Below are 20,806 nucleotides of genomic sequence, written 5' to 3' on the forward strand. Positions count from 1 at the left end.
ACCGGTATAATCGGGCCTTCTTCATTGCTGTGGCCGCCCCCTTGAACGACACGCCCGAACCCGTCGTCTCCGAGCTGATCGACCTGCTCACCCTGGAGCGGCTGGAGGACAACCTGTTCCGCGGGCAGAGCCGCGACATCGGCACCAAGTACGTGTTCGGCGGGCAGGTGCTGGGCCAGGCGCTGGCTGCGGCGCAGGCTACGGTCGACAACGGCCGCCACGTGCACTCGCTGCACGCCTACTTCCTGCGCGCCGGCAACATCGACCACCCGATCGTCTACGACGTGGACCGTACCCGCGACGGCGGCAGCTTCTCGGTGCGCCGCGTCACTGCGATCCAGCACGGCAAGGTGATCTTCTTCTGCGCGGCCTCGTTCCAGCAGGCCGAGACCGGCGCCGAGCACCAGCACAAGATGCCCGAAGTGCCGCAGCCGGAAGACATCGAACCGAACCGTCCGCTGCCGGCCGAAGTGCTGGAGCGGCTGCCAATCAAGGTGCAGCGCTGGCTGTCACGCGGCGGCCCGTTCGAGTTCCGCCACGTCTACCCGCGTGACGAACTCAACCCGCCCAAGCGCCCGCCCTACCACCAGGTGTGGCTGCGCCTGAGCGAGCCGGTCGGCGATGCCCCGGAGCTGCACCAGGCACTGCTGGCCTATGCCTCGGACTTCCACCTGTTGGGTACCGCCACGTTCCCGCATGGCATCAGCTACTACCACCCGCACGTGCAGATGGCCTCGCTCGACCACGCGATCTGGTTCCACCGCCCGTTCCGCGCCGACGACTGGCTGCTGTACTCGCTGGACAGCCCCAGCGCGCAGGATTCGCGCGGGCTGGCCCGCGGCCAGTTCTTCACCCGTAACGGCGTACTCGTCGCCAGCACCGCGCAGGAAGGCCTGATCCGCGTCGTTCCCGACCAGGCAGCAGCGGCCGCCGTGCCGGCCAAGGATTGATCCGATGCGTCAGATTTTCAGCAGCCAGCGCGTGGAAACCGTCGAAGGCGTCGCCGAGCTCCTGCGCGAGCATGGTATCGAGGTCAAGGTGACCAATGGGCGCTCGTACAAGACCCGTCGCCGTGGCCAGTTCAGCTATACCGAACTGGGCAACGCCAACGCCTACCCGGCGGTGTGGATCGTGCGTGCCGACGATCAGCCGCGGGCGCGCGAGATCCTGCGCGACGCACGCCTGCTCGACACCACCCGCCGCGATCATCCCACCGCCGAGTTCGCTTTCCGCGATGACGTCGCCGCCCCCAGCGGCGGCCGCGGCTGGGCCTGGCGCATCCGCATCGGCCTGCTGGTGATCATCGCCGGCGTGGCGCTGGTGATCGGCCTGCGCCATCGGGGCGCCCCGGCGCCGGTCGCACCGGCCGCTGCCCCGCAGGCCCAGCCGCAGCCGACGCAACCGGCCCCGCAGGCGGCACCGGAAGAGGAAGAAGTGCGGGTCCGGATCCAGCCCGCAAAGTAACCGGGTGCGGTAGCGCCGGGCCATGCCCGGCGAGCGCAGCGGCCTGCATCAGCAGCCGTGTCGCCCTGTAGAAGGGCCGCCGGGCATGGCCCGGCGCTACCGTGACAAATGACCGGTCACAAACCGGCACGCGGCTCCGTCATGGGACACAATCCCAGCAGGAGAGCCGCCGCCATGACGACCTTCGCCGCATCGATCGACCAGACCCTGGAACGCGAACTGCCTGCGGCCGCTGGCGGCTGCCAGCATGCCTATGGCCGCATCGTGCTGGCCTGCCAGAACACGGTCACCGCCATCGCGCTGGCCATTACCCGCGACCGCCAGGCCAGCGAGGACATCGCCCAGGAAGCGTTCGTGAAAGGCTGGCAGCAGCTGCATCAGCTGCGCAGCTCGACCAGCTTCCTGCCCTGGCTGCGGCAGATCACCCGCAACCTGGCCCGCGACTGGCTGCGCGCGCAGCGCGGCCGGCCACTGACCGGCGAGGCGGCCGAAGTGGCACTGGGCATGGCCGCCGATCCAACCCCGGGGGCCGCCGACCGCCTGCAGCGGGTGGAAGAAGAGATCGCCGCCGAGGACATCATTTCCGCATTGCCGGCCGATAGCCGCGAAGTGCTGCTGCTGTACTACCGTGAAGGCCAGCGTTCGCAGCAGGTGGCCGACCTGCTCGGGCTCAGCGATGCGGCCGTGCGCAAGCGCCTGTCACGCGCCCGCGCGCTGGTGCGCGATGGCCTGCTGCAGCGCTTCGGCGAATTCGCCCGCAACAGTGCGCCGAGCGCGGCATTCGCCACCGCCGTGGTGTCGATGGTGCTGGTGGCCGCGCCCGGCACGGCCAGCGCCGCGATCCTGCTCGGCACCGGCGTCGGCATCGGCGGCAGCAAGCTTGGCCTCGGCGGCGCCAGCGCTGCGGGCGGAACCGCGATGGGCTCGTTGACCGCCACGCTGGGCCAACTGCACGTGCTGCCGGCCGAAAGCTGGGGGGCGGTCATTGGCGGCGTGGTCGGTGGTGCGATCGGCAGCTATCTGGGCGGACGCTTCCTGATGTCGTACACCGAAACGGCGTCCGAGCGCGCCGACGTGCGCCGCTTCCTCTACCTCAACATCATCACGGGCATGTTCTGGTGCCTGGCGATCCTGCTTGCGGTACTGCTGCAGACACCGGTCTGGGCACAGCTGACGGTACTGGCCGTGGGCCTGGGGGTGGTCAACTACCAGTGCCTGGCGCCGCTGCAACGGGTGATGGCACCGATGATCGCGCGCGATTCGGCACGGCGCGGGCGCACCGGGACCAACTGGAAGTACGAATCCATGTATGGCCGCACCGGCATCATCGCGATGAACCTGATGGTCATCGCGCTGGTGGTGTATTCGCTGGCACGCAGCGGCCGCCTGTAGCGGACAACGCCGGCAGTGCGCCGGCGTTGTCGTCGATCATTGCAATGAAACTCAGCGCTGCGGCTTCGGCGCGGCACCGTCACGCGGGCCGCCGTGGCGCGGGCCACCGTGCATCGGGCCCTTGGCGGCATCGAACTCGGCCTTGCTCAGCTGGCCATCCTTGTTGGTGTCGGCGGCGGCGAACCAGGCATCACGACGCTGCTTCATGCGCAGCTCGCGGTCGGCCTTGTCCAGGTAACCGTCCTTGTTGAGGTCGAGCTGGTCGAAGCGCGCGGCCAGGCGCGGATCGGCCTTGGCTTCCTCGCGGCTGATGCGGCCGTCCTTGTTGACGTCCAGCTTGGCCCAGCGCTCACCGCCGTGGCCACCACGGCGACCATGCTGCCAGCGCGGCAGCTCATCGCGCGAGAGCTTGCCGTCCTTGTTCTTGTCCAGCTCGTCGAACTTCGCGGCCAGGCGCGGGTTGGCAGCGGCCTCGCTGCGGTCGATGACGCCGTCGCCGTTGGTGTCCAGCTTGGCCGGGCGCTGCGCCGGCGTGGTCGGGGTGTCGGCCGCGAGCGCGATACCGGTAGCGGAAGTGCCGAGCAGCAGGGCCAGCAGCAGGGGGGTACGGATCATGGGGTCACTCCTGGGGATGGGGATTGCGTCGGGGTGATCACTTCACCCTCGGGAGACAACAACGCCCGGGCGCGACATCGGTTGACGCCGCTGCCGATTCCATTCATCCGGCGGACAGTCGCCGCCACTGCGACAGGCTGGGGCTATGCTGTGCCCATGGCGATTCACGGCGACAGAGACGACGAACTGCGACTTTTCCAGACCGGCGAGCACCCCTGCGGGTACTGGTCGGACCGGGCGGCACGCGACCTGGTGCTGGACCCGCACGACCGTCGTCTCGGCAGCCTGTACCCGCTGGCATTGAGCTGGGGCTTCCGCCGCAGCGGCGACCTGGTCTACCGCCCGCACTGCGCACACTGCCAGGCCTGCGTGGCGGTGCGTATTCCGGTGGCTCGCTTCGCCCCCGACCGCAGCCAGCGCCGCTGTGCCGCCCGCAATGAAGACCTGGAAGTGCGGATCACCGCCGCCACCGCCCGCGACGACCTGTTCGCGCTGTATCACCGCTACCTCACCCATCGCCACGCCAATGGCGGCATGGATGACCACGGCCCGCACGAGTTCGAGCAGTTCCTGATCGGCAGCTGGTCACACACCCGCTTCATGGAAATGCGCCTGCCGGGCCAAGATGGCCAGCCCAGCCAGCTGCTGGGGGTGGCGGTGACCGACGTCACCGAGCATGGCCTGTCGGCGGTCTACACCTTCTTCGACCCGGACCATGCCGCGCGTGGGCTGGGCACCTTCGCGATCCTGCAGCAGATCGAATGGGCCCGCCGCGAGGGCCTGCCGCACGTGTACCTGGGCTACTGGATCCGCGGGCATCAGAAGATGGACTACAAACGGCGCTATCGACCGCTGGAAGCCTACGACGGCCGCCGCTGGCACGATTTCGACGACGAACTGGACGGACGCTGACAAACCACTGACACCGGGCCGGGTGCACAATACGGCGCATGAACCTCCGACCCCAGATCCTCGCCCTGGCCCTGCTCTGCGGCGCCACCGCCCCCGCCTTCGCCACTTCCCCTGCGATGACCGAAAAGCCGTCCGCTGCGCTGCGCCTGGCCACCTACAACACCTCGCTGTACTCCGATGAGACCGGTGGCCTGATCAAGGAGCTGGAAGGCGACAGCGAGCACGCGCGCAAGATCGCCGCGGTGCTGCAGCAGGCGCGCCCGGACCTGGTGCTGCTGAACGAATTCGATTTCGACGACGCCCACCGCGCCGCCGACCTGTTCCAGAAACGCTACCTGGAAGTGGCCCAGCCCGGCGGCGGCAAGCCGCTGCACTTCGCCTACCGCTACCTGGCCCCGGTCAACACTGGCGTGCCCAGCGGCCTGGACCTGGACAACAACGGCGTGGTCGGCGGCGAAGGCCGAGGCCGCGGCAACGATGCGTGGGGCTACGGCCTGCATCCAGGCCAATACGGCATGCTGGTGCTGTCGCGCTACCCGATCGATGAAGCCAAGGTGCGCAGCTTCCAGCTGCTGAAGTGGAGTGCGATGCCAGGCGCGATCCGCCCGGTCGATCCGCGCACCGGCAAGAGTTTCTACAACGACCACGTGTGGTCGCAGCTGCGGCTGTCGTCGAAGTCGCATTGGGACGTGCCGGTGAAGACCCCGGCCGGCGTGGTGCACGCGCTGGTCTCGCACCCGACGCCGCCAGTGTTCGATGGCCCGGAAAAGCGCAATGCCGCGCGCAACCACGACGAACTGCGCCTGTGGCAGGAATACCTGTCCAAGGGTGACAAGCCGTGGCTGTGCGACGACAAGGGCCAGTGCGGCGGCCTGGCGCAGGACGCACGCTTCGTGATCCTCGGCGACCTCAACAACGACCCGGTGGATGGTGATGGCCGCCATGAGGCGATCGTCGAACTGATCGAGAACGCCCGCGTGCTGCGCTACCCCACCCCGCGCAGCGTCGGTGCCGAACAGACCAGCCTGGCCTATGCGGCCAAGGGCATCGAGCGCAAGGGCGCACCGTTCCACGCCACCGGCGATTTCGGCCCGAAGTCCGGCACCATGCGCCTGGACTACGTGCTGCCCTCGACCGGTTTCGAGTACATCGGCAGCGGCGTGTTCTGGCCGGCCAATGAAAGCCCGGAAGCAAAGATCGCCGACGGCAGCGACCATCACCTGGTGTGGGTGGATGTGAAGCCGTAACCGGTGTCGATGGGGTACCGACCAACGGTCGGTACCCACCGGGATGCGGTCGCCGGGCATGGCCCGGCGCTACCGGTTTACGGGCGCAGTTCGACGCCGATGGCGTCGGCAGCATCACGCGCGATGGCGCGCGCTTCGTCGATGGTTTCCGCGCGCGCCAGGGTCACGCCCACGCGGCGGTGACCATGCACGCTCGGCTTGCCGAACAGGCGGACGGCGGTATCCGGCACCTGCAGTGCGGCGGCGACGTTGTTGAAGTACGGCACGCCCTCACCATGCGCCAGCAGCGCGCACGAGGCCGACGGTCCGCTCTGGCGGATCACCGGAATCGGCAGGCCGAGGATGGCGCGCGCGTGCAGCGCGAACTCGCTCAGTTCCTGCGATACCAGCGTCACCAGGCCGGTGTCGTGCGGGCGCGGCGACACTTCGCTGAACCACACCTCGTTGCCCTTCACGAACAACTCGACGCCGAACAGGCCCCAGCCGCCGAGGTCATCGGTGATCGCACGCGAGATCTCTTCGGCACGCGCCAGCGCCTTGCTCGACATCGGCTGCGGCTGCCAGCTCTCGCGGTAGTCGCCGTCCTTCTGCAGATGGCCGATCGGCGCACAGAACGAGGTGCCACCGGCATGGCGCACGGTCAGCAGGGTGATCTCGTAATCGAAGTCGATGAAGCCCTCCACGATGCAGCGACCGGCACCGGCACGACCACCGGTCTGTGCGTACTCCCACGCTGGGGCGATGTCCGCCTCGCTGCGCAGGGTGCTCTGGCCCTTGCCCGAGGACGACATCACCGGCTTGACCACGCACGGCAGGCCGATGGCAGCCACGGCTGCACGGTACTCGGCTTCGGTATCGACGAAGCGGTACGGCGAGGTCGGCAGGCCCAGGGTTTCGGCGGCGAGGCGGCGGATGCCCTCGCGGTCCATGGTCAGGCGTGCGGCGCGTGCGGTCGGGATCACCCGCAGGCCCTGCTCCTGTTCCAGCTGCACCAGGGTCTCGGTGTGGATGGCCTCGATCTCCGGCACCACCAGGTGTGGCTGCTCTTGGGCGATCAGCGCACGCAGGGCCATCGCATCCAGCATGTCGATCACGTGCGAGCGGTGCGCCACCTGCATGGCCGGGGCATCGGCATAGCGGTCGGCGGCGATCACTTCCACGCCCAGCCGCTGCAGCTCGATGGCCACCTCCTTGCCGAGTTCGCCCGAGCCCAGCAGCAGCACGCGGGTGGCAGAGGGGGACAACGGAGTTCCAAGCTTGGCCATGGCGGTTCCAGCAGCAATGTGAAGGCGGGTGGGCATTCTAGCTGGCCGGGCACCCAGGCCATGGCATCCGACGAACGGTCGCCCTTATGTGATATCACTTTGATATCTTCATTTCGAACCCTCAAGGACGTACCGCCATGAAAGAGAAGTCGCTGTCTTCCCTCAACGGCCTCGGCACGCTGGCCGGCGCCCTGCTTGTCGCCCTCGCCGGCGGCGCCCTGTTCGTACTGGGGGTGGCAGCCAAGGCCAGCACCGGCTCCCCGAACCTGCTGCTGATGCTGGTCGGCATCCTGGTGGCGGCGCTGGCGATCTTCGCTCTGGCCGGCCTGTACACGGTCCAGCCCAACCAGGCGGCCGTGCTGAGCCTGTTCGGCAAATACGTGGGCACGGTGAAGGACAACGGCCTGCGCTGGAACAACCCCTTCTACAGCAAGCGCCGGGTCAGCCAGCGCGTGCGCAATTTCGAGAGCGGCAAGCTGAAGGTCAACGAGCTCGATGGCAGCCCGATCGAGATCGCTGCGGTGATCGTGTGGCAGGTGGTCGATGCGTCTGAAGCGGTCTACAACGTGGACGACTACGAGAGCTTCGTGCACATCCAGTCCGAATCGGCGCTGCGTGCGATGGCCACCAGTTATCCCTACGACCAGCACGAAGAAGGCCAGCTCGCGCTGCGCAGCCATGCCAGCGAGATCTCCCAGCACCTGAAGAACGAACTGGCCGAGCGCCTGGCCGATGCCGGCGTGCAGGTGATCGACGCACGCATCAGCCACCTCGCCTACGCCGCCGAAATCGCCCAGGCGATGCTGCAGCGCCAGCAGGCCAATGCGGTGATCGCCGCACGTACGCGCATCGTTGCCGGTGCGGTCGGCATGGTGGAGATGGCACTGGCCGAACTGCAGAAGAATGGCGTGGTGCAGCTGGATGAGGAACGCAAGGCGCACATGGTCAGCAACCTGTTGACCGTGCTGTGCTCGGACCGCGGCACCCAGCCGATCGTCAACGCCGGCTCGCTGTACTGAGCCACCCTCGCAACGGGGCGCCCCACCGCCCCGCCAGGAGCCCCCATGAGTGAGAAGAAAGCCTATCCGCTGCGCATCAATGCCGAGGTCCTGGCCGCGGCGCAGCGCTGGGCTGATGACGAACTGCGCAGCCTCAACGCTCAGATCGAATACGTGCTGCGCGACGCGCTGCGCAAGGCAGGACGCCTGCCCAAACCCAAGGCATCGCCGGAGGACAAGGAATGAGCAAGCGCTGGAGCTACCAGACGATCGAGGTCAAGACCTCCATGATGGGCGTACTCAAGGCCGAGGATGTCCAGGCCGAGCTGGGCCGGCAGGGCCAGCTGGGCTGGGAACTGGTCAACATCATCATCCCCGCGCCGATGCGCCCGGCCATGCTGGTGTTCAAGAAGGAGTCCTGAGCCATGGGCGGCAGCGATCCGAAACCGTTTGAAGTGGCCGAGAGCTCGCCGCTGCGCGTGCTCTGGGTGGTCCTTCCATTGCTGGTGGCGTTCGTGGCCTGCGTGTATGCGCAGTTGTACAAGGCACCGGCCACTGCGCCCTGGATCGAAGTGACGCTCTCCCCGCCCTGGTTCCGGATGGGTGGCAGCGCAGCGTGGAGCCTGGTGGTGATCGCGCTGATGGGCATCGGGCTGGGCACGGCCTTCTTCCGGCGCCGGGTGGAACTGGCCGGTGACGTGCTGGATGTGCGCTCGACGATGTACCGTCGGCGTGTGCCGGTGGCACAGCTGCGGCTGGACCAGGCCGAGGTGGTCGATCTCAGCCGTGATCGTCGCTATGGCATCCGCTTCAAGACCAACGGCTATTCGATGCCCGGCTTCCATTCCGGCCATTTCCGCCTGCAGGGCGGTGGCAAGGGTTTCGCGCTGGTCACCGACCGTGCACGTGTTCTCGCTCTTCCGGTCAGCGATGGCAGCACGCTGCTGCTCAGCCTGGACCGGCCGCAGGTGCTGCTCGAGGCCCTGCGCAAGGTGGCCGCCACCGCGCTGCCGCAGTAAGCTGGATCGATGCACCGCACCACGCCGCTGTTGATCAATACCGAAGCCATCGAGTTGTGGCCCGCCAACCTGCTGCGCGCGCGCAGCAACCTCGATGCACGCCTGCTGGCGCGTGCGCGCTGGGTGCTGCGACGCAAACGCGATGGCCGCTACCTTGCGGCGGTACTGGCGCATGGCGTGCACTCGCTGGTGCCGAGCCTGCCGCGCGAGCCCGGGGTCGAGGAAGCGCTGGCGCTGCTGGACGCGGCAGTGGCACGCCCGTTCGGCGCTGCGTTGGAAGAGCAATGGCTGCCGCTGGCCGGGCTGCAGCATCGCCTGCAGCAGCTGGGTCTGGATGCACAGCGCTATGCAGACGACAGCGGCCTTCCACTGGAACCCGAGCCCTGCCTGTTGCACTTCGCCGGCCGTGATCGTTTCGCCCGCCCGTTGTGGCTGCGCCGCGGTGCCGCGCAGGGTTGGCGTCGCATGCGCCTGCACGCCGCGCGGGACGGCATTGCGCTGGACGCGATCTCCGGCTTCCGCAGCCACGCTTACCAGCTGGGCATCTTCGAACGGAAGCTGGCGCGCGGCTTGAGCGTGGCGGAGATTCTGAAGGTCAACGCCGCGCCGGGTTTCAGCGAACATCACAGCGGCCACGCGCTGGACATCGGCACACCGGGCGATGCGCCGGCCGAAGAATCGTTCGAAGCCACCGACGCGTTCGCGTGGCTGCAGGCACATGCCGGCGAGCATGGTTTCCACTTGAGCTACCCGCGCGACAACCCGCACGGGATCGTCTACGAACCGTGGCATTGGTGCTGGGGACCGGCCAACGGCTGAGCCCCTCGTGGCGGCCGCAAGGCGAACTCCATGGAGCTGTCCGGGCGAATGGGCTGCGCAGGAGACGCAGTCAATACGTCCCTGTAGGCTCGGGCGCCCCATCCATGGCGCTTACGCTCCTGCGCAACCCACCCACCCGGCCACGGACAGATTCCGCGTGCGTCCGCCACGGAATGGAACAAGAGAGGAAAGGCAGAAGCGGGTCGCCTTGCTCGAAGCCTCTATAACGGATCAGCGCGCGGCTGTTGGGTCCGCCTTCAAGCGAGCCGAGCACCGCAGGTCCGGCGAGGGCGAAGAGGTGCGGGTGTCTGAGCGCAGCGAGTTCCCGCACCGCCCCTCGACGGGCCGAGGAGCACAGGGCACCGGTGCGCAGCGCCGGCTCGCGGCCGGCGGCGCGCTTCTTTTGGTTACTTTTCTTTTCGCGCGAAAAGAAAAGTAACGCCCATGAACGGTGCAGATCGCATCAGCATGGATTGAAGCGACAATCTCGACTCAGTTACCGCCTCAACGCATTGATCGCCAGCAGCACCCATCCGGCCATCATGCTGGTGCCACCGATCGGCGCCAGCCGCGTCGGCCACTGCCACAACGCGCCGCCCACCAGGCTGCCGGAAAACAGCAGCACGCCCAGCAGCAGCACGTACAGCGCCAGGTGCGCGATCGCGCCCTGCGCACGTGGCCCCAGCGCCACCAGCACCGCGCCATGCGCGAACGCATACAACGCCGCCATGTTCAGATGCTGCTGCGCCAGCGGATCGGCAACACCGTGCGAAGCGTAGGCGGACAGACCGATCGAAGCCGCCGCCAGCAACGCCCCCAGGCAGGCCAGCAGCGAGGGCTTACGTGCGCGTCGTTCAAGATTGAACATGACTGCTCCTTGCGCAGCGCCCGATGCCGGGCGCGGGATGAAAAAAAACGCGCCGCAGGAAGCGGCGCGTTTTCGTGTCCAGCACTACATGGGTCAGCCGAGGCTTACTTGACGGCCCAGTAGATGTCGTACGTGGCTTCCGGAGTGAACGACTTGTCGAGGCCGTCCTTCCAGGTTTCGTACGGACGGTCGATGACTTCGTTGCCCGAGGTCACGGCCCAGGCACGCAGGCCGCTGCGCGCCACGTCCAGACCCGCCATGTGGCCGGTGTAGGCCGCATGTGCCGAACGGTGCGGAGCAACGTGCACGTACTTGACCGGAGCACCACCGTCGATCTTGACGGTCAGGGCTTCAGCAGTTGCACCTTCAGCACCCTTCTTCTTCACCGGCTGGGCGATGTCGAAGGCGTACTTCTCAGCGCCGAAGTCGGTGGTGATGATGCGGAACGGGCCGGCGGCTTCGAGGCCATTGGCCTCCATCACGCGCTTGATCCACTCCTGGTTGTCCTTGATGGACTTGGTGATGCTGTCCTGGCCGCGGTCCACGTTACCGGCGTTGACGACCAGCAGGTCTTCAGCCGGCACATCGACGATGGCCAGATCGGTCAGCGGGGCTTCCGGGGTGCGGTAGTCCACGTTCGGAACGCTGGCCAGCATGTTGGCCATGCGCGACAGGCCCATCTTGATGTCGTCGCCGATCTGGCGGCTGACATAAAGACCGGCGTAACGGCCGAACAGGTCGAAGCCGTACTTCACCGAGTAGTCCTGGGTGATCTTGACGTTGCGACCGCCCTTGCCGGTCGGCTCCAGGGTGAAGGTGGTGACCTTGTCGTGACCCTTGGTGGCGTCGTCGATGTTGATCACAACACGCTTGTTTTCCTCGGCTTCGGTGATCTTCCAGGAACCGGTGCCCAGGTCCTTGGAGGTGAAGTCGAGGGTGGCACCGGTACCGGAGACCGGGCCGGACAGCTTCAGTTCAACGGCGGGATCGCGCAGTACCAGCGGGTTCCAGTCCTTGAAGCGGCGCAGACTGCTGACCGTGTCGTACACGATCGTCATCTTGCGGTTGGTCTCGATGCTTTCGGTGATGTGACGCTCGCCCGGCAGACATACGCCAATGATGACGAACAGGCCAGCCACGATCCCCAAGGCGATCAGGAACTCGATAATACGGGTCATTCAGAGAGTCTCCGGGGCCGATCCCACGGCCGGGTTGATTGAAGCGAAGCGCCAATCCTAGCAGGCTTCGCGGGCATTGTTTATCGGGATTGGCGCACCGGTTTCCCTGCCGGCTGCGTATTTGTATGGACAAAGAATTCGAAGGGTAACGCATACCGGTGCCCGGCATGTAGGGGTCAACCCCGGCCAGGGTCCGGGGTTGCGGTCCAAGTCGTTGTCCGGGAACGATTTTCCTCAGACCAGCTGCAGTTCGAACGCCTTCAGTACGGCACGCGTACGGTCGCGGACGCCCAGCTTGGAGAGAATGTTGGACACGTGGTTCTTGATCGTGCCTTCGGCCACGCCCAGCGAATTGGCGATCTCCTTGTTGGAGAAACCACTGGCCATCAGCCGCAGGATCTCGGTCTCGCGGTCGGTCAACGGATCCGGGCGATCCAGGCTGACGAAGTCGTTGCGCATGTGCTCCAGGCCGGACAACAGGCGCTGGGTCACCGCCGGCTGCACCAGCGAGCCCCCGTCGGCCACCGTGCGGATGGCGCCGACCAGCTGTGCCAGGGTCACGTCCTTGAGCAGATAGCCCTTGGCACCGGCCTTGAGCCCGGCCAGCACCAGCTGATCGTCATCGAAGGTGGTGAGGATGATGGTCGGCGGCAGTTGTTCCTGCCGGGACAGCATCTGCAGCGCCTCCAGCCCGGACATCACCGGCATCCGCATGTCCATCAGCACCACGTCCGGGCGCACCTGCGGGATCAGCTCGACCGCCTGCCGGCCATCGCCGGCTTCGGCCACTACTTCGATACCGTCGTCGAGCGCCAGCAGGGAGCGGATTCCCTGCCGCACCAGGGTTTGGTCGTCGACCAGGCAGACGCGAATCATCAACGCACTCCTTCAGGAACCTTGGTAAGGGCGGCCACCAGCACCGTTGCCGGCACCGTCGCCCGCAGGCGGAAGCCTTCGCCGGGACGGGTCTCGACCTGCAGCTGGCCACCACATTGTTGCAGGCGCTCGCGCATGCCGCGCAAGCCATTGCCGACATTGACCATTTCCGCGCCGACACCGTCGTCGCGGGCCTCGATCACGACCCGGTCGGGGGCTTCACGGTACACCTTGATCCACAGATGGCGCGCACCGGCATGGCGCACGGCGTTGGTGATGATCTCCTGGGTGCAGCGCAGCAGGACGTGGGCCCGCTGCGGGTCCTCCACGTTCAGCGAGTCCTCGATCTCCAGCTGGATGTCCAGCGAGGGCACGTTCTCGGTCAGCGGCCGCAGCGCGGCAGCCAGGTCGATGGCACCGGTCTCGCGCAGTTGGCTGACCACCTCGCGGACGTTGCCCAGCAGCAGCTTGGCCAGGCCATGCGAACGCTTTACATGCTCCAGGGCCTGGCCCTCGGCCAGGTGGCTGGCCACTTCCAGGTTCAGGGTCAGCGCGGTCAACTGATGGCCGAGCAGGTCGTGCAGCTCGCGCGAAATGCGGGTGCGCTCGTTGACCCGGGCACTTTCAGCCAGCAGGGCGCGGGTCGCGCGCAGCTCCGCGTTCAGCCGGCGCTGCTCGTCGCGGGCCTCGGTCTGCTGGCGGGCGACCAGGCTGGTCACGAAGATGAACATGGAGAAGCCGCCGTACAGCAGCGACTGCATCACCGCCTCGAACAGCGGGAAGCGCAGCAGCATGTAGTAGACCGGGGCCACCGCCAGCTGGCTGACCAGCAGCCACAGCACGCCCAGCCGCACCGACAGCATCCAGGGAATGACCCCGGCGGCGACCATCATCAGGATGCTGCCCAGGCCCGAGCCACTGAGGAAGCTCACCGCCAGCGCCGAGACGGTCAACAGCAGTAGCAGCCCGCGGTCCAGCCAGGTGGTATGGCTGTCGCTGCGCAGAATGCGGGTCAGCCAGTAGTAGGCGGTGCCGAAGGACAGATAGGCGACGAACAGCAGGATCGCCCAACCGCCCATGTCGTTGCGGCTGTGCAGGTTCTCGAACTGCGAATACGCCAGCGGCAGTCCGACCATGACCCAGGTGAACAGGCCGGCCAGGCGGAGGACGCGTGTATGGCTGAGGACTCCCAACATGCCAGCACTCTACGGGCCCAGCCTGCGTCCCGCACCCCACGGAAGTCATGCCCGCCCGGTCGCCTGTTCATGCCGCAGCCCACCCCGGGCATGCAATAATCGTGCGCAGGGTCCTTTGATGGACCAACCGCGTTACCCCACGGAGTCACAATGTCGATTGTCATCCGCGACGTGCGCGAGCACGAGCTCGATTCCGTCCTGGCTTTGAACAACAACGCTGGCCTGGCCATCCTTCCCCTGGATGCGGCACGCCTGCGCCTGTTCTATGAAACCGCTGAATATTTCCGCGTCGCCGAGCGCGACGGCAACCTGGCCGGCTTCCTGATCGGCTTCGGCAGCGACAGCCAGCACGACAGCAGCAACTTCGCCTGGTTCAAGCAGCAACTGGACACCCCGTTCTTCTATATCGACCGCATCGTGGTCGCCAGCCGCCGTCGCGGCGGTGGCGTCGGCCGTGCGTTCTATGCCGACGCGCAGAGCTTCGCCGAGCTGCGCTATCCGCAGATGACCTGCGAGGTCTTCCTCGACCACGGCGCCGATGCCGCCCTGCTCTTCCACGGCAGCTTCGGCTTCCGCGAGCTGGGCCAGAACACCATGCCGCACGTCGATGTGCGCGCCAGCATGCTGGCCAAGGAACTGTGCAGCTACCCGTGGGTCCAGGAGACCTACGGTGACAAGCTGCCGGATGTGGCATGGACACGTGCCCGGCAGCTGCCGGCACAGGCACAGCGGCCGACGGGGACCTGAGCGTGGCGGTGAATTTCGATTACGAACAGGCCGGTGAACTGAAGATCGGCCAGGTGGGCATCGCCAACCTGCGCATCCGTACCCTTGATGTCGAGCGCCTCGTACAGGAAATGCACGAGCGCGTGACCCGCGCGCCGAAGCTGTTCGGCCGCGCGGCGGTGATCCTCGACTTCGGCGGCCTCAGCCAGGTGCCGGACGTGGCCACCGCGCAGGCGCTGGTCGATGGCCTGCGCAGTGCCGGCGTGCTGCCGGTGGCACTGGCCTATGGCACCAGCGCGGTCGACCTGCTCTCGCAGCAGCTCGGACTGCCGCTGCTGGCCAAGTTCCGCGCCCAGTACGAACGTGCCGAGGCCGAACCGGCTCCGCCACCGCCCGCACCGGAACCGCGCCGGGCCGCGCGTGCCGAACCGAAGCCAGCCCCGGCCACGCCGGTGGCCAAGGTCGCCGATGCGGCCGCACCGCAACCGGGCCGCATGCAGCTGGGCAACGTGCGCTCGGGCCAGCAGCTGTACGCGGAAAACTGCGACTTGACCGTGATGGCCACCGTCGGCGCTGGCGCCGAAGTCATCGCCGACGGCAGCATCCATATCTACGGGACCCTGCGCGGCCGCGCGCTGGCAGGGGCTCAGGGCAACACCGCGGCACGCATCTTCTGCCGTGATTTCCATGCGGAACTGGTCGCCATTGCAGGCCACTACAAGGTACTGGACGATGTCCCGGACACCCTGCGCGGCAAGGCCGTGCAGGTGTGGCTGGAACAGGACCAGATCAAGATCGCTGCGCTGGACTGACGCAGCACCCAAACAGAATCATCAGGAGAAGTCCTTTGGCTGAAATCATCGTAGTCACCTCCGGCAAGGGCGGCGTCGGCAAGACCACTTCCAGCGCAAGCCTGGCCTGCGGCCTGGCACGGCGCGGCAAGAAGGTGGCGGTGATCGACTTCGACGTCGGCCTGCGCAACCTCGATCTGATCATGGGCTGCGAACGCCGCGTGGTGTACGACTTCGTCAACGTCGTGCACGGCGAAGCGACCCTCAAGCAGGCCCTGATCAAGGACAAGCGCTTCGACAATCTGTACGTGCTGGCTGCCTCGCAGACCCGCGACAAGGATGCGCTGACCCAGGAAGGCGTGGGCAAGGTCCTGAAGGACCTGGCCGCCGACGGCTTCGACTACATCATCTGCGACTCCCCGGCCGGCATCGAGAAGGGCGCCTTCCTGGCGATGTACTTCGCCGACCGCGCCGTGGTCGTGGTGAACCCGGAAGTGTCCTCGGTACGCGACTCGGACCGCATCATCGGCCTGCTCGACTCGAAGACCCACAAGGCCGAGTCCGGCCAGGACGTGCCGGCCTTCCTGCTGCTGACCCGCTACACCCCGGTGCGCGTGGAAAGCGGCGAGATGCTCAGCATCGCCGACGTCGAGGAAGTGCTTGGACTGAAGGCGATCGGCGTGATCCCCGAGTCGGGTGACGTGCTCAACGCCTCCAACAAAGGCGAGCCGGTCATCCTGGATGTCGAGTCCGCTGCCGGCCAGGCCTACGACGACGCCGTCGCGCGCATCCTCGGCGAAGAACGCCCGATGCGCTTCACCAACGTCGAGAAGAAGGGCTTCTTCAGCAAGCTGTTCGGAGGGTAAGCATGGGCCTGTTTGATTTCCTCAAAGCGAAGAAGACCACCGCCGAAACCGCCAAGAACCGCCTGCAGATCATCATCGCGCAGGAACGCAGCAACCGCGGCGGTCCGGATTACCTGCCGCTGCTGCAGCGCGAGCTGCTGGAAGTGATCAAGAAGTACGTCAACATCGACGTCGATGCGGTGAAGGTCGACCTGGTCAAGGATGGCCAGCACGATGTGCTGGACATCTCCGTGGCGCTGCCGGAAGGCCCGGACAAACCCTGACCCCTGCCCCGCCCGTGCCTGCATGGGCGGGGCTGCATGACCTGCATGACCGACACCACGCCCGAACCGAACGTCACCCGCGTCGGCGATATCGCCTTCGCCGATGCGCAGCGCCTGCTCGCCGCACACGACCTGCGGCTGCACCGGGTCGCCGCCGGCGCGCCGATTCCCGGCAGCTACTGGGGCGAGCCCGAGGCCGGCATCATCGCCAGCGACGTGTACGTGCGCGATGACACGCCTGTGCACTCGATGCTGCACGAGGCCTGCCACCTGATCGTGCTGCCGCCCGAGCGCCGCGCGCAGGTGCATACCGATGCCACCGACTCGGTGCCCGAAGAGGACGCCACCTGCTACCTGCAGATCGTGCTGGCCGGCCACCTGCCTGGTGTCGGCAGCGAACAGCTGATGGCTGACATGGATGCTTGGGGGTATACGTATCGGTTGGGATCTACGAAGGCGTGGTTCGAGCAGGACGCGGAAGACGCGAAAGCATGGTTGATCGAACGCGGGTTGCCGGTAGCGTGAACCACCGTGAACCGGGGTCAGATCCCTTCGTCCTGAATCATCGGTAGTGCCGGCCGCTGGCCGGCAACCTCATGAACCAGTGAAGCATCACCTGGTTGCAGGCCAGCGGCCGGCACTACCCATCAACCTTGCCCCGCCAGCGCGCGCAGGGTGATGCCGACGATGTAGGCCAGGTAGGTGCCGGTGGCATAGCCCATCGTGCCCAGCAGCACACCCACCGGTGCCAACGCCGGATGGAACGCGGCCGCCACCACTGGCGCCGACGCGGGTCCGCCGATATTCGATTGCGAACCGATGGCAAAGTAGAAGAACGGCACTTTCAGCAGCTTGCCCAGGCACCACAGCAGCACGATGTGCACGCTGATCCAGATGATGCCAAGCAGGAACAGCCACGGGCGGTCCAGCAACGCCAGCAGATCCATCTGCATCCCGATGCAGGCGATCAGGAAATACAGCAGCAGCGAGCCCAGCCGCGAGGCACCCGCGCCTTCCAGCGTGCGTGCGCGGGTGAAGCTCAGGCTCAGGCCCAGCGTGGTCGACAGTACCACCACCCAGACAAACGGTGCGTCCAGGCTGAACTGCGAGGCCCAGCTGACGTTGAGCTTGAACCATGCCGCCAACGGCGCACCGATCGCATGCGAGAGGCCGACGCCGCCGAAAGCCACCGCCACGATCAGCATCAGGTCGGTCAGGCTGGGAATGCGCTCGTGTTCGGCCTGGAAGCGCGCGATGCGCTCCTTCAGCTCATCGATCGCCGAGGTATCGGCACCACTGCGCGCGTCGATCTTCGCCGCGCGCCCAGCAAGGAAAATGAGCGCCGCCATCCACACATAGCCCACGCCGACATCGACCACCGCGAACTGACCAAACGTGGTGGCGTTGACGTCGAACACTTCGCGCATCGCCAGCATGTTGGCACCGCCGCCGATCCAGCTGCCCGCCAACGCGGCCATGCCGGCCCAGGTATCGCCGGCCACGGTTTCCGGATGCACGGCGCGCATCAGCAGGAAGGCCACCACCGCACCGAGCATGATGCTGGCCGAAGCGCCCAGATACATCAGTACCAGCTTCGGGCCGAGCCGCAGGATGCCCTTGATGTCCACCGCCAGGGTCAGCAGGATCAGCGCCGCCGGCAACAGGATGTCGCGCGCGATCGGGTTGTAGAGTTTGGTGTTCTGGCCGTCGATCAGGCCGACGGTGTTGTAGATGCCGGGAATCAGGTAGCACAGCAGCAGTGCCGGCACGAAGGTGTAGAAACGCTTCCACAGCCCCTGCTCGCGCGAGGCGGTCCAGAACACGGCGCCGAGGGTGGCGGCGATCAAACCGAAGACGACGATGTCGTTCTGGATCATGCAGGTGCTCTGGGTAGTGCCGGTCGCTGGCCGGCAATCTCGTTCAGGTGGGAAGCAGCAAGCGGTTGCCGGCCAGCGGCCGGCACTACCAGAAAGCAGAGCGCCGCCCCGGAGGGCGGCGCTGCAGTCATCAGTTGCCGATGTGCTGCTTCAGCCAGGCATTGACGGTGTCATGCCACAGGATGCTGTTGTTCGGCTTCAGCACCCAGTGGTTTTCATCCGGGAAGTACAGGAACTTCGATTCGATGCCCTGGCGCTGGGCGGCGGTGAACGCGGCCAGGCCCTGCTCGACCGGGATGCGGAAGTCCTGCTGGCCGTGGATGACCAGGATCGGCTTCTTCCAGTCCGCCACGTGGTTGACCGGGTTGAACTTCTCGTAGTTCGCGGCCTTCTGGTACGGCGTGCCGCCCTGCTCCCACTCGGTGAACCACAGTTCTTCGGTGGCGTAGCCCATCATGCGCTGGTCGAACACGCCGTCATGGTTGACCAGGCACTTGAACGGGCTGTTCCAGTTGCCGGCGATCCAGTTGACCATGAAGCCGCCGTAGCTGGCGCCCAGTGCACAGGCCTTGTCGCCGTTGAGGAAGGAGTACTTCTTCAGCGCGGCGTCCCAGCCCTTCTGCAGATCTTCCAGCGGGCGGTCGCCCCAATGCTGGCTGATCGCATCGGTGAACGCCTGGCCGTAGCCGGTGGAACCGTGGAAGTCGATCATCACCACGGCGTAGCCCTGGCCGGCGTAGGTCTGCGGGTTCCAGCGGTAGCTCCAGCCGTTGCCGAAGCTGCCCTGCGGGCCGCCGTGGATCAGGAACGCAACCGGGTAGGACTTGCCTTCCTGGTAGTTGTGCGGCTTGACCACATAGCCGTGGACGGTGTCGTTGTTCCAGCCCTTGAACTCGAACTGCTCGTAGTCGCCGAAGGACACGTCATTCAGCACCTCGCCGGCGGCGGGGGTCAGCGCGCGCAGTTCACCGATGGCTTCGCCTGCGGTCGGCAGCAGACCCACCAGCACCTGGTCGTTGCTCTTCAGACTGTTGCGGGTGATCGCCACGCTGGTGCCGGCCACGTCCACCGAGGTCACGCTGCCGTCGCCGATCAGCTTGGTGGCCTTGCCGCTGGCCACGTCGATCTGGAACAGCGGGTGTTCGCCGAGGTCATCGGCGGTGGTGTAGATGCTGCTGCCATCGGCGGACAGGGTGATGCCGCCCGCCGAACGATCCCACTGCGGCGCGATCTCGCGGGTCTTGCCGCTGGACACGTCCATCGCCATCAGGCCGAAACGGTCGGCCTCGAAGCCGGGGCGCTTCATAGCGCGGTAGAACAGGGTCTTGCCGTCGGCGCTGAACACCGGGCCGGCATCCCAGGCCGGGTTGGAGGCGGTCAGGTTGACCGGGGCCTGCTTGCCCGCAGCATCGAAGCGGTACAGGTCGAAGTTGGTCGACCACGGCTCCTGCTTGCCGGCCACGCGGATGCTGGCGACCACGCTGCTGCCATCCGGCGACCAGGCGAAATCGTCATTGCCACCGAACGGCTTGGACGGAGCGTCGCCGTCGATGGTCGCGCTCAGCGCCGAAGCGCCCTTGACCGCACCCGCCTTGGCCGTGGGCAACGGCGCCACGAACAGCGTGTTGCGGCGGCCGTCGTTCCAGGTATCCCAATGGCGCACGAACAGCGAATCCCACACCTGGCCGCTGGCCTTGGCGTCCTTCTTTTCCTTCAGCTTCTTTTCGGTGCAGGCCAGGTCCGAGGCGCAGGCCTGGAACACGCCGGCACTGAACAGCACGCGGTCGTCCTGCGGCGACACGTGGTAGCTGTCCACGTCCACCGGGAAGTCAGTCAGCTGGCGCGGGGTGCCGCCGCTGATCGGCTGCGCGTACAGCTGCTGGCTGCCGTTCTTGGCGCTGAGGAAGTACACGGTCTGGCCATCGGCCGACAGCGACGCCGAGTTGACGTTCCAGCCGGCCGGGGTGATCTGCTTCGGCGGCGCTGCATCGCGGGTACGCAGATTGCGCGCGAACAGTGCGGTAGAGGCCTTCAGGTTGGCGTCCACGCTGCGCTTGGCGAACACCACGGTGCCGCCGTCTGCGGTCAGTACCGGCGCGGAAACGCGGTCCATGGCCACCATGTCGCGGACTTCCAGGCCACGGGCAGCGGCAACGCTGGGCAGGGCAGCCAGCAGGCTCAGTGGCAGCAGGGCATGACGCAGTTTCATCGGGGTCTCCGCAGGACGGCAAAAAACCGATGGTAGGCCTGCGCGACCGGGCCTGCCAAGGCCATCGGTCATGGCCGCGGCTGAGCTGCCGCCAGAAAAAGCAAACCGCGCCGTAGCGCGGTTTGTCGGAGGTCGGGGTCGGATCCGATTCCATGGGAATCGGCTCTGACCCCAGACGCTGCCAGCATGGGGTCAGAGCCCTTCCCTGCGGGAAGGGATCCGACC

The 20,806-nt window shown here is 66.7% G+C and carries 23 protein-coding genes; 15 read left to right on the forward strand and 8 right to left on the reverse strand.

Annotated elements, in window-relative coordinates; all coding sequences use genetic code 11:
- Positions 1-29: 29 nt before the first annotated feature.
- The 3 genes from tesB to AC07M7_RS01680 all read left to right on the forward strand — a co-directional run bounded on the left by tesB (position 30) and on the right by AC07M7_RS01680 (position 2,856).
- Positions 30-950: an acyl-CoA thioesterase II gene (tesB, locus tag AC07M7_RS01670; RefSeq protein ID WP_004148214.1), complete on the forward strand. Its 921-nt coding sequence runs from the start codon at positions 30-32 to the stop codon at positions 948-950.
- 4 nt (positions 951-954) lie between these two features.
- Positions 955-1,464 carry a pathogenicity-like protein gene (locus AC07M7_RS01675; RefSeq protein WP_046988009.1) on the forward strand — a complete coding sequence of 170 codons (510 nt, stop codon included), beginning with the start codon at positions 955-957 and terminating at the stop codon, positions 1,462-1,464.
- Positions 1,465-1,638: 174 nt separating this feature from the next.
- Entirely contained in the window at positions 1,639-2,856 is a 1,218-nt protein-coding gene (locus AC07M7_RS01680; RefSeq protein WP_495206606.1) for an RNA polymerase sigma factor, read from the forward strand.
- A gap of 51 nt (positions 2,857-2,907) precedes the next feature.
- On the opposite strand, the gene AC07M7_RS01685 is transcribed toward AC07M7_RS01680, so the two are convergent.
- Positions 2,908-3,471, reverse strand: a complete 564-nt coding sequence (locus AC07M7_RS01685) for an EF-hand domain-containing protein (RefSeq protein WP_253079758.1) — start codon at positions 3,469-3,471, stop codon at positions 2,908-2,910.
- Between the two features lie 156 nt (positions 3,472-3,627).
- Between AC07M7_RS01685 and AC07M7_RS01690 the strand changes: the two genes are divergently transcribed.
- A complete protein-coding gene (locus AC07M7_RS01690) occupies positions 3,628-4,383 on the forward strand; it encodes an arginyltransferase (RefSeq protein ID WP_495206607.1) in 756 nt (251 codons plus the stop codon).
- A 38-nt stretch (positions 4,384-4,421) separates the two neighbouring features.
- A complete protein-coding gene (locus AC07M7_RS01695; RefSeq protein WP_253079757.1) occupies positions 4,422-5,630 on the forward strand; it encodes an endonuclease/exonuclease/phosphatase family protein in 1,209 nt (402 codons plus the stop codon).
- A 77-nt stretch (positions 5,631-5,707) separates the two neighbouring features.
- Here AC07M7_RS01695 and purT read toward each other — a convergent pair whose 3' ends face one another.
- Entirely contained in the window at positions 5,708-6,895 is a 1,188-nt protein-coding gene (gene purT, locus AC07M7_RS01700; RefSeq protein WP_430766504.1) for a formate-dependent phosphoribosylglycinamide formyltransferase, read from the reverse strand.
- Positions 6,896-7,032: 137 nt separating this feature from the next.
- Between purT and AC07M7_RS01705 the strand changes: the two genes are divergently transcribed.
- The 5 genes from AC07M7_RS01705 to AC07M7_RS01725 are packed head-to-tail and all read left to right on the forward strand — an operon-like array spanning position 7,033 to position 9,731.
- Positions 7,033-7,914, forward strand: a complete 882-nt coding sequence (locus tag AC07M7_RS01705; RefSeq protein WP_004148136.1) for an SPFH domain-containing protein — start codon at positions 7,033-7,035, stop codon at positions 7,912-7,914.
- 45 nt (positions 7,915-7,959) lie between these two features.
- A complete protein-coding gene (locus AC07M7_RS01710) occupies positions 7,960-8,139 on the forward strand; it encodes a type II toxin-antitoxin system antitoxin (RefSeq protein ID WP_004148134.1) in 180 nt (59 codons plus the stop codon).
- Positions 8,136-8,315, forward strand: coding sequence for a DUF4177 domain-containing protein (locus tag AC07M7_RS01715; protein ID WP_004148133.1), 180 nt, complete (start codon positions 8,136-8,138; stop codon positions 8,313-8,315). The genes AC07M7_RS01710 and AC07M7_RS01715 overlap by 4 nt, the downstream gene beginning before the upstream one ends.
- A 3-nt stretch (positions 8,316-8,318) precedes the next feature.
- A complete protein-coding gene (locus AC07M7_RS01720; RefSeq protein WP_495206608.1) occupies positions 8,319-8,912 on the forward strand; it encodes a PH domain-containing protein in 594 nt (197 codons plus the stop codon).
- Between the two features lie 9 nt (positions 8,913-8,921).
- Positions 8,922-9,731, forward strand: a complete 810-nt coding sequence (locus AC07M7_RS01725; protein WP_046985244.1) for a M15 family metallopeptidase — start codon at positions 8,922-8,924, stop codon at positions 9,729-9,731.
- A gap of 496 nt (positions 9,732-10,227) precedes the next feature.
- Here AC07M7_RS01725 and AC07M7_RS01730 read toward each other — a convergent pair whose 3' ends face one another.
- From AC07M7_RS01730 to AC07M7_RS01745, 4 genes are all read right to left on the reverse strand, one after another.
- Positions 10,228-10,599: a DUF423 domain-containing protein gene (locus AC07M7_RS01730; RefSeq protein WP_012510401.1), complete on the reverse strand. Its 372-nt coding sequence runs from the start codon at positions 10,597-10,599 to the stop codon at positions 10,228-10,230.
- 104 nt (positions 10,600-10,703) lie between these two features.
- Entirely contained in the window at positions 10,704-11,777 is a 1,074-nt protein-coding gene (locus AC07M7_RS01735; protein ID WP_046985241.1) for a polyketide cyclase, read from the reverse strand.
- Between the two features lie 234 nt (positions 11,778-12,011).
- The gene (locus tag AC07M7_RS01740) at positions 12,012-12,653 is read right to left on the reverse strand and encodes a response regulator (RefSeq protein WP_004148082.1); all 642 of its coding nucleotides are present in this window, start codon (positions 12,651-12,653) and stop codon (positions 12,012-12,014) included.
- Positions 12,653-13,849, reverse strand: coding sequence for a sensor histidine kinase (locus AC07M7_RS01745; protein WP_046985240.1), 1,197 nt, complete (start codon positions 13,847-13,849; stop codon positions 12,653-12,655). Before AC07M7_RS01745 ends, AC07M7_RS01740 begins: the two co-directional genes overlap by 1 nt.
- Positions 13,850-13,999: 150 nt before the next feature.
- Here AC07M7_RS01745 and AC07M7_RS01750 point away from each other — a divergent pair, with 150 nt between their 5' ends.
- From AC07M7_RS01750 to AC07M7_RS01770, 5 genes are read left to right on the forward strand one after another with little or no spacing between them, the layout of a single operon-like run.
- Positions 14,000-14,596 carry a GNAT family N-acetyltransferase gene (locus AC07M7_RS01750; protein ID WP_004148078.1) on the forward strand — a complete coding sequence of 199 codons (597 nt, stop codon included), beginning with the start codon at positions 14,000-14,002 and terminating at the stop codon, positions 14,594-14,596.
- Entirely contained in the window at positions 14,542-15,387 is an 846-nt protein-coding gene (gene minC, locus AC07M7_RS01755) for a septum site-determining protein MinC (RefSeq protein WP_046985239.1), read from the forward strand. Before AC07M7_RS01750 ends, minC begins: the two co-directional genes overlap by 55 nt.
- A 35-nt stretch (positions 15,388-15,422) precedes the next feature.
- A complete protein-coding gene (gene minD, locus AC07M7_RS01760) occupies positions 15,423-16,232 on the forward strand; it encodes a septum site-determining protein MinD (RefSeq protein ID WP_004148075.1) in 810 nt (269 codons plus the stop codon).
- Positions 16,233-16,234: 2 nt separating this feature from the next.
- Complete coding sequence (minE, locus tag AC07M7_RS01765; protein WP_004148073.1) at positions 16,235-16,495, forward strand: cell division topological specificity factor MinE; 261 nt, start codon at positions 16,235-16,237, stop codon at positions 16,493-16,495.
- A 45-nt stretch (positions 16,496-16,540) separates the two neighbouring features.
- Positions 16,541-17,020, forward strand: a complete 480-nt coding sequence (locus AC07M7_RS01770) for a hypothetical protein (RefSeq protein ID WP_295377483.1) — start codon at positions 16,541-16,543, stop codon at positions 17,018-17,020.
- Positions 17,021-17,142: 122 nt separating this feature from the next.
- Here the strand turns inward: AC07M7_RS01770 and AC07M7_RS01775 are convergent, their stop codons facing one another.
- Together AC07M7_RS01775 and AC07M7_RS01780 are read right to left on the reverse strand one after the other, a co-directional pair.
- Positions 17,143-18,372 (reverse strand): DUF819 family protein, encoded by a 1,230-nt coding sequence (locus AC07M7_RS01775; RefSeq protein WP_136638364.1) that lies wholly within the window; start codon positions 18,370-18,372, stop codon positions 17,143-17,145.
- A gap of 130 nt (positions 18,373-18,502) precedes the next feature.
- Positions 18,503-20,581 (reverse strand): S9 family peptidase, encoded by a 2,079-nt coding sequence (locus tag AC07M7_RS01780; RefSeq protein ID WP_495206609.1) that lies wholly within the window; start codon positions 20,579-20,581, stop codon positions 18,503-18,505.
- Positions 20,582-20,806 lie beyond the last annotated feature (225 nt).

Source organism: Stenotrophomonas sp. GW821-FHT09E08 (assembly GCF_059416125.1).

Coding starts and splice junctions, on each gene's coding strand:
- AC07M7_RS01675 (WP_046988009.1), top strand. CDS start 955: ATGCGTCAGATTTTCAGCAGCCAGCGCGTGGAAACCGTCGAAGGCGTC.
- AC07M7_RS01680 (WP_495206606.1), top strand. CDS start 1,639: ATGACGACCTTCGCCGCATCGATCGACCAGACCCTGGAACGCGAACTG.
- AC07M7_RS01685 (WP_253079758.1), bottom strand. CDS start 3,471: ATGATCCGTACCCCCCTGCTGCTGGCCCTGCTGCTCGGCACTTCCGCT.
- AC07M7_RS01690 (WP_495206607.1), top strand. CDS start 3,628: ATGGCGATTCACGGCGACAGAGACGACGAACTGCGACTTTTCCAGACC.
- AC07M7_RS01695 (WP_253079757.1), top strand. CDS start 4,422: ATGAACCTCCGACCCCAGATCCTCGCCCTGGCCCTGCTCTGCGGCGCC.
- purT (WP_430766504.1), bottom strand. CDS start 6,895: ATGGCCAAGCTTGGAACTCCGTTGTCCCCCTCTGCCACCCGCGTGCTG.
- AC07M7_RS01705 (WP_004148136.1), top strand. CDS start 7,033: ATGAAAGAGAAGTCGCTGTCTTCCCTCAACGGCCTCGGCACGCTGGCC.
- AC07M7_RS01710 (WP_004148134.1), top strand. CDS start 7,960: ATGAGTGAGAAGAAAGCCTATCCGCTGCGCATCAATGCCGAGGTCCTG.
- AC07M7_RS01715 (WP_004148133.1), top strand. CDS start 8,136: ATGAGCAAGCGCTGGAGCTACCAGACGATCGAGGTCAAGACCTCCATG.
- AC07M7_RS01720 (WP_495206608.1), top strand. CDS start 8,319: ATGGGCGGCAGCGATCCGAAACCGTTTGAAGTGGCCGAGAGCTCGCCG.
- AC07M7_RS01725 (WP_046985244.1), top strand. CDS start 8,922: ATGCACCGCACCACGCCGCTGTTGATCAATACCGAAGCCATCGAGTTG.
- AC07M7_RS01730 (WP_012510401.1), bottom strand. CDS start 10,599: ATGTTCAATCTTGAACGACGCGCACGTAAGCCCTCGCTGCTGGCCTGC.
- AC07M7_RS01735 (WP_046985241.1), bottom strand. CDS start 11,777: ATGACCCGTATTATCGAGTTCCTGATCGCCTTGGGGATCGTGGCTGGC.
- AC07M7_RS01740 (WP_004148082.1), bottom strand. CDS start 12,653: ATGATTCGCGTCTGCCTGGTCGACGACCAAACCCTGGTGCGGCAGGGA.
- AC07M7_RS01745 (WP_046985240.1), bottom strand. CDS start 13,849: ATGTTGGGAGTCCTCAGCCATACACGCGTCCTCCGCCTGGCCGGCCTG.
- AC07M7_RS01750 (WP_004148078.1), top strand. CDS start 14,000: ATGTCGATTGTCATCCGCGACGTGCGCGAGCACGAGCTCGATTCCGTC.
- minC (WP_046985239.1), top strand. CDS start 14,542: ATGGACACGTGCCCGGCAGCTGCCGGCACAGGCACAGCGGCCGACGGG.
- minE (WP_004148073.1), top strand. CDS start 16,235: ATGGGCCTGTTTGATTTCCTCAAAGCGAAGAAGACCACCGCCGAAACC.
- AC07M7_RS01770 (WP_295377483.1), top strand. CDS start 16,541: ATGACCGACACCACGCCCGAACCGAACGTCACCCGCGTCGGCGATATC.
- AC07M7_RS01775 (WP_136638364.1), bottom strand. CDS start 18,372: ATGATCCAGAACGACATCGTCGTCTTCGGTTTGATCGCCGCCACCCTC.
- AC07M7_RS01780 (WP_495206609.1), bottom strand. CDS start 20,581: ATGAAACTGCGTCATGCCCTGCTGCCACTGAGCCTGCTGGCTGCCCTG.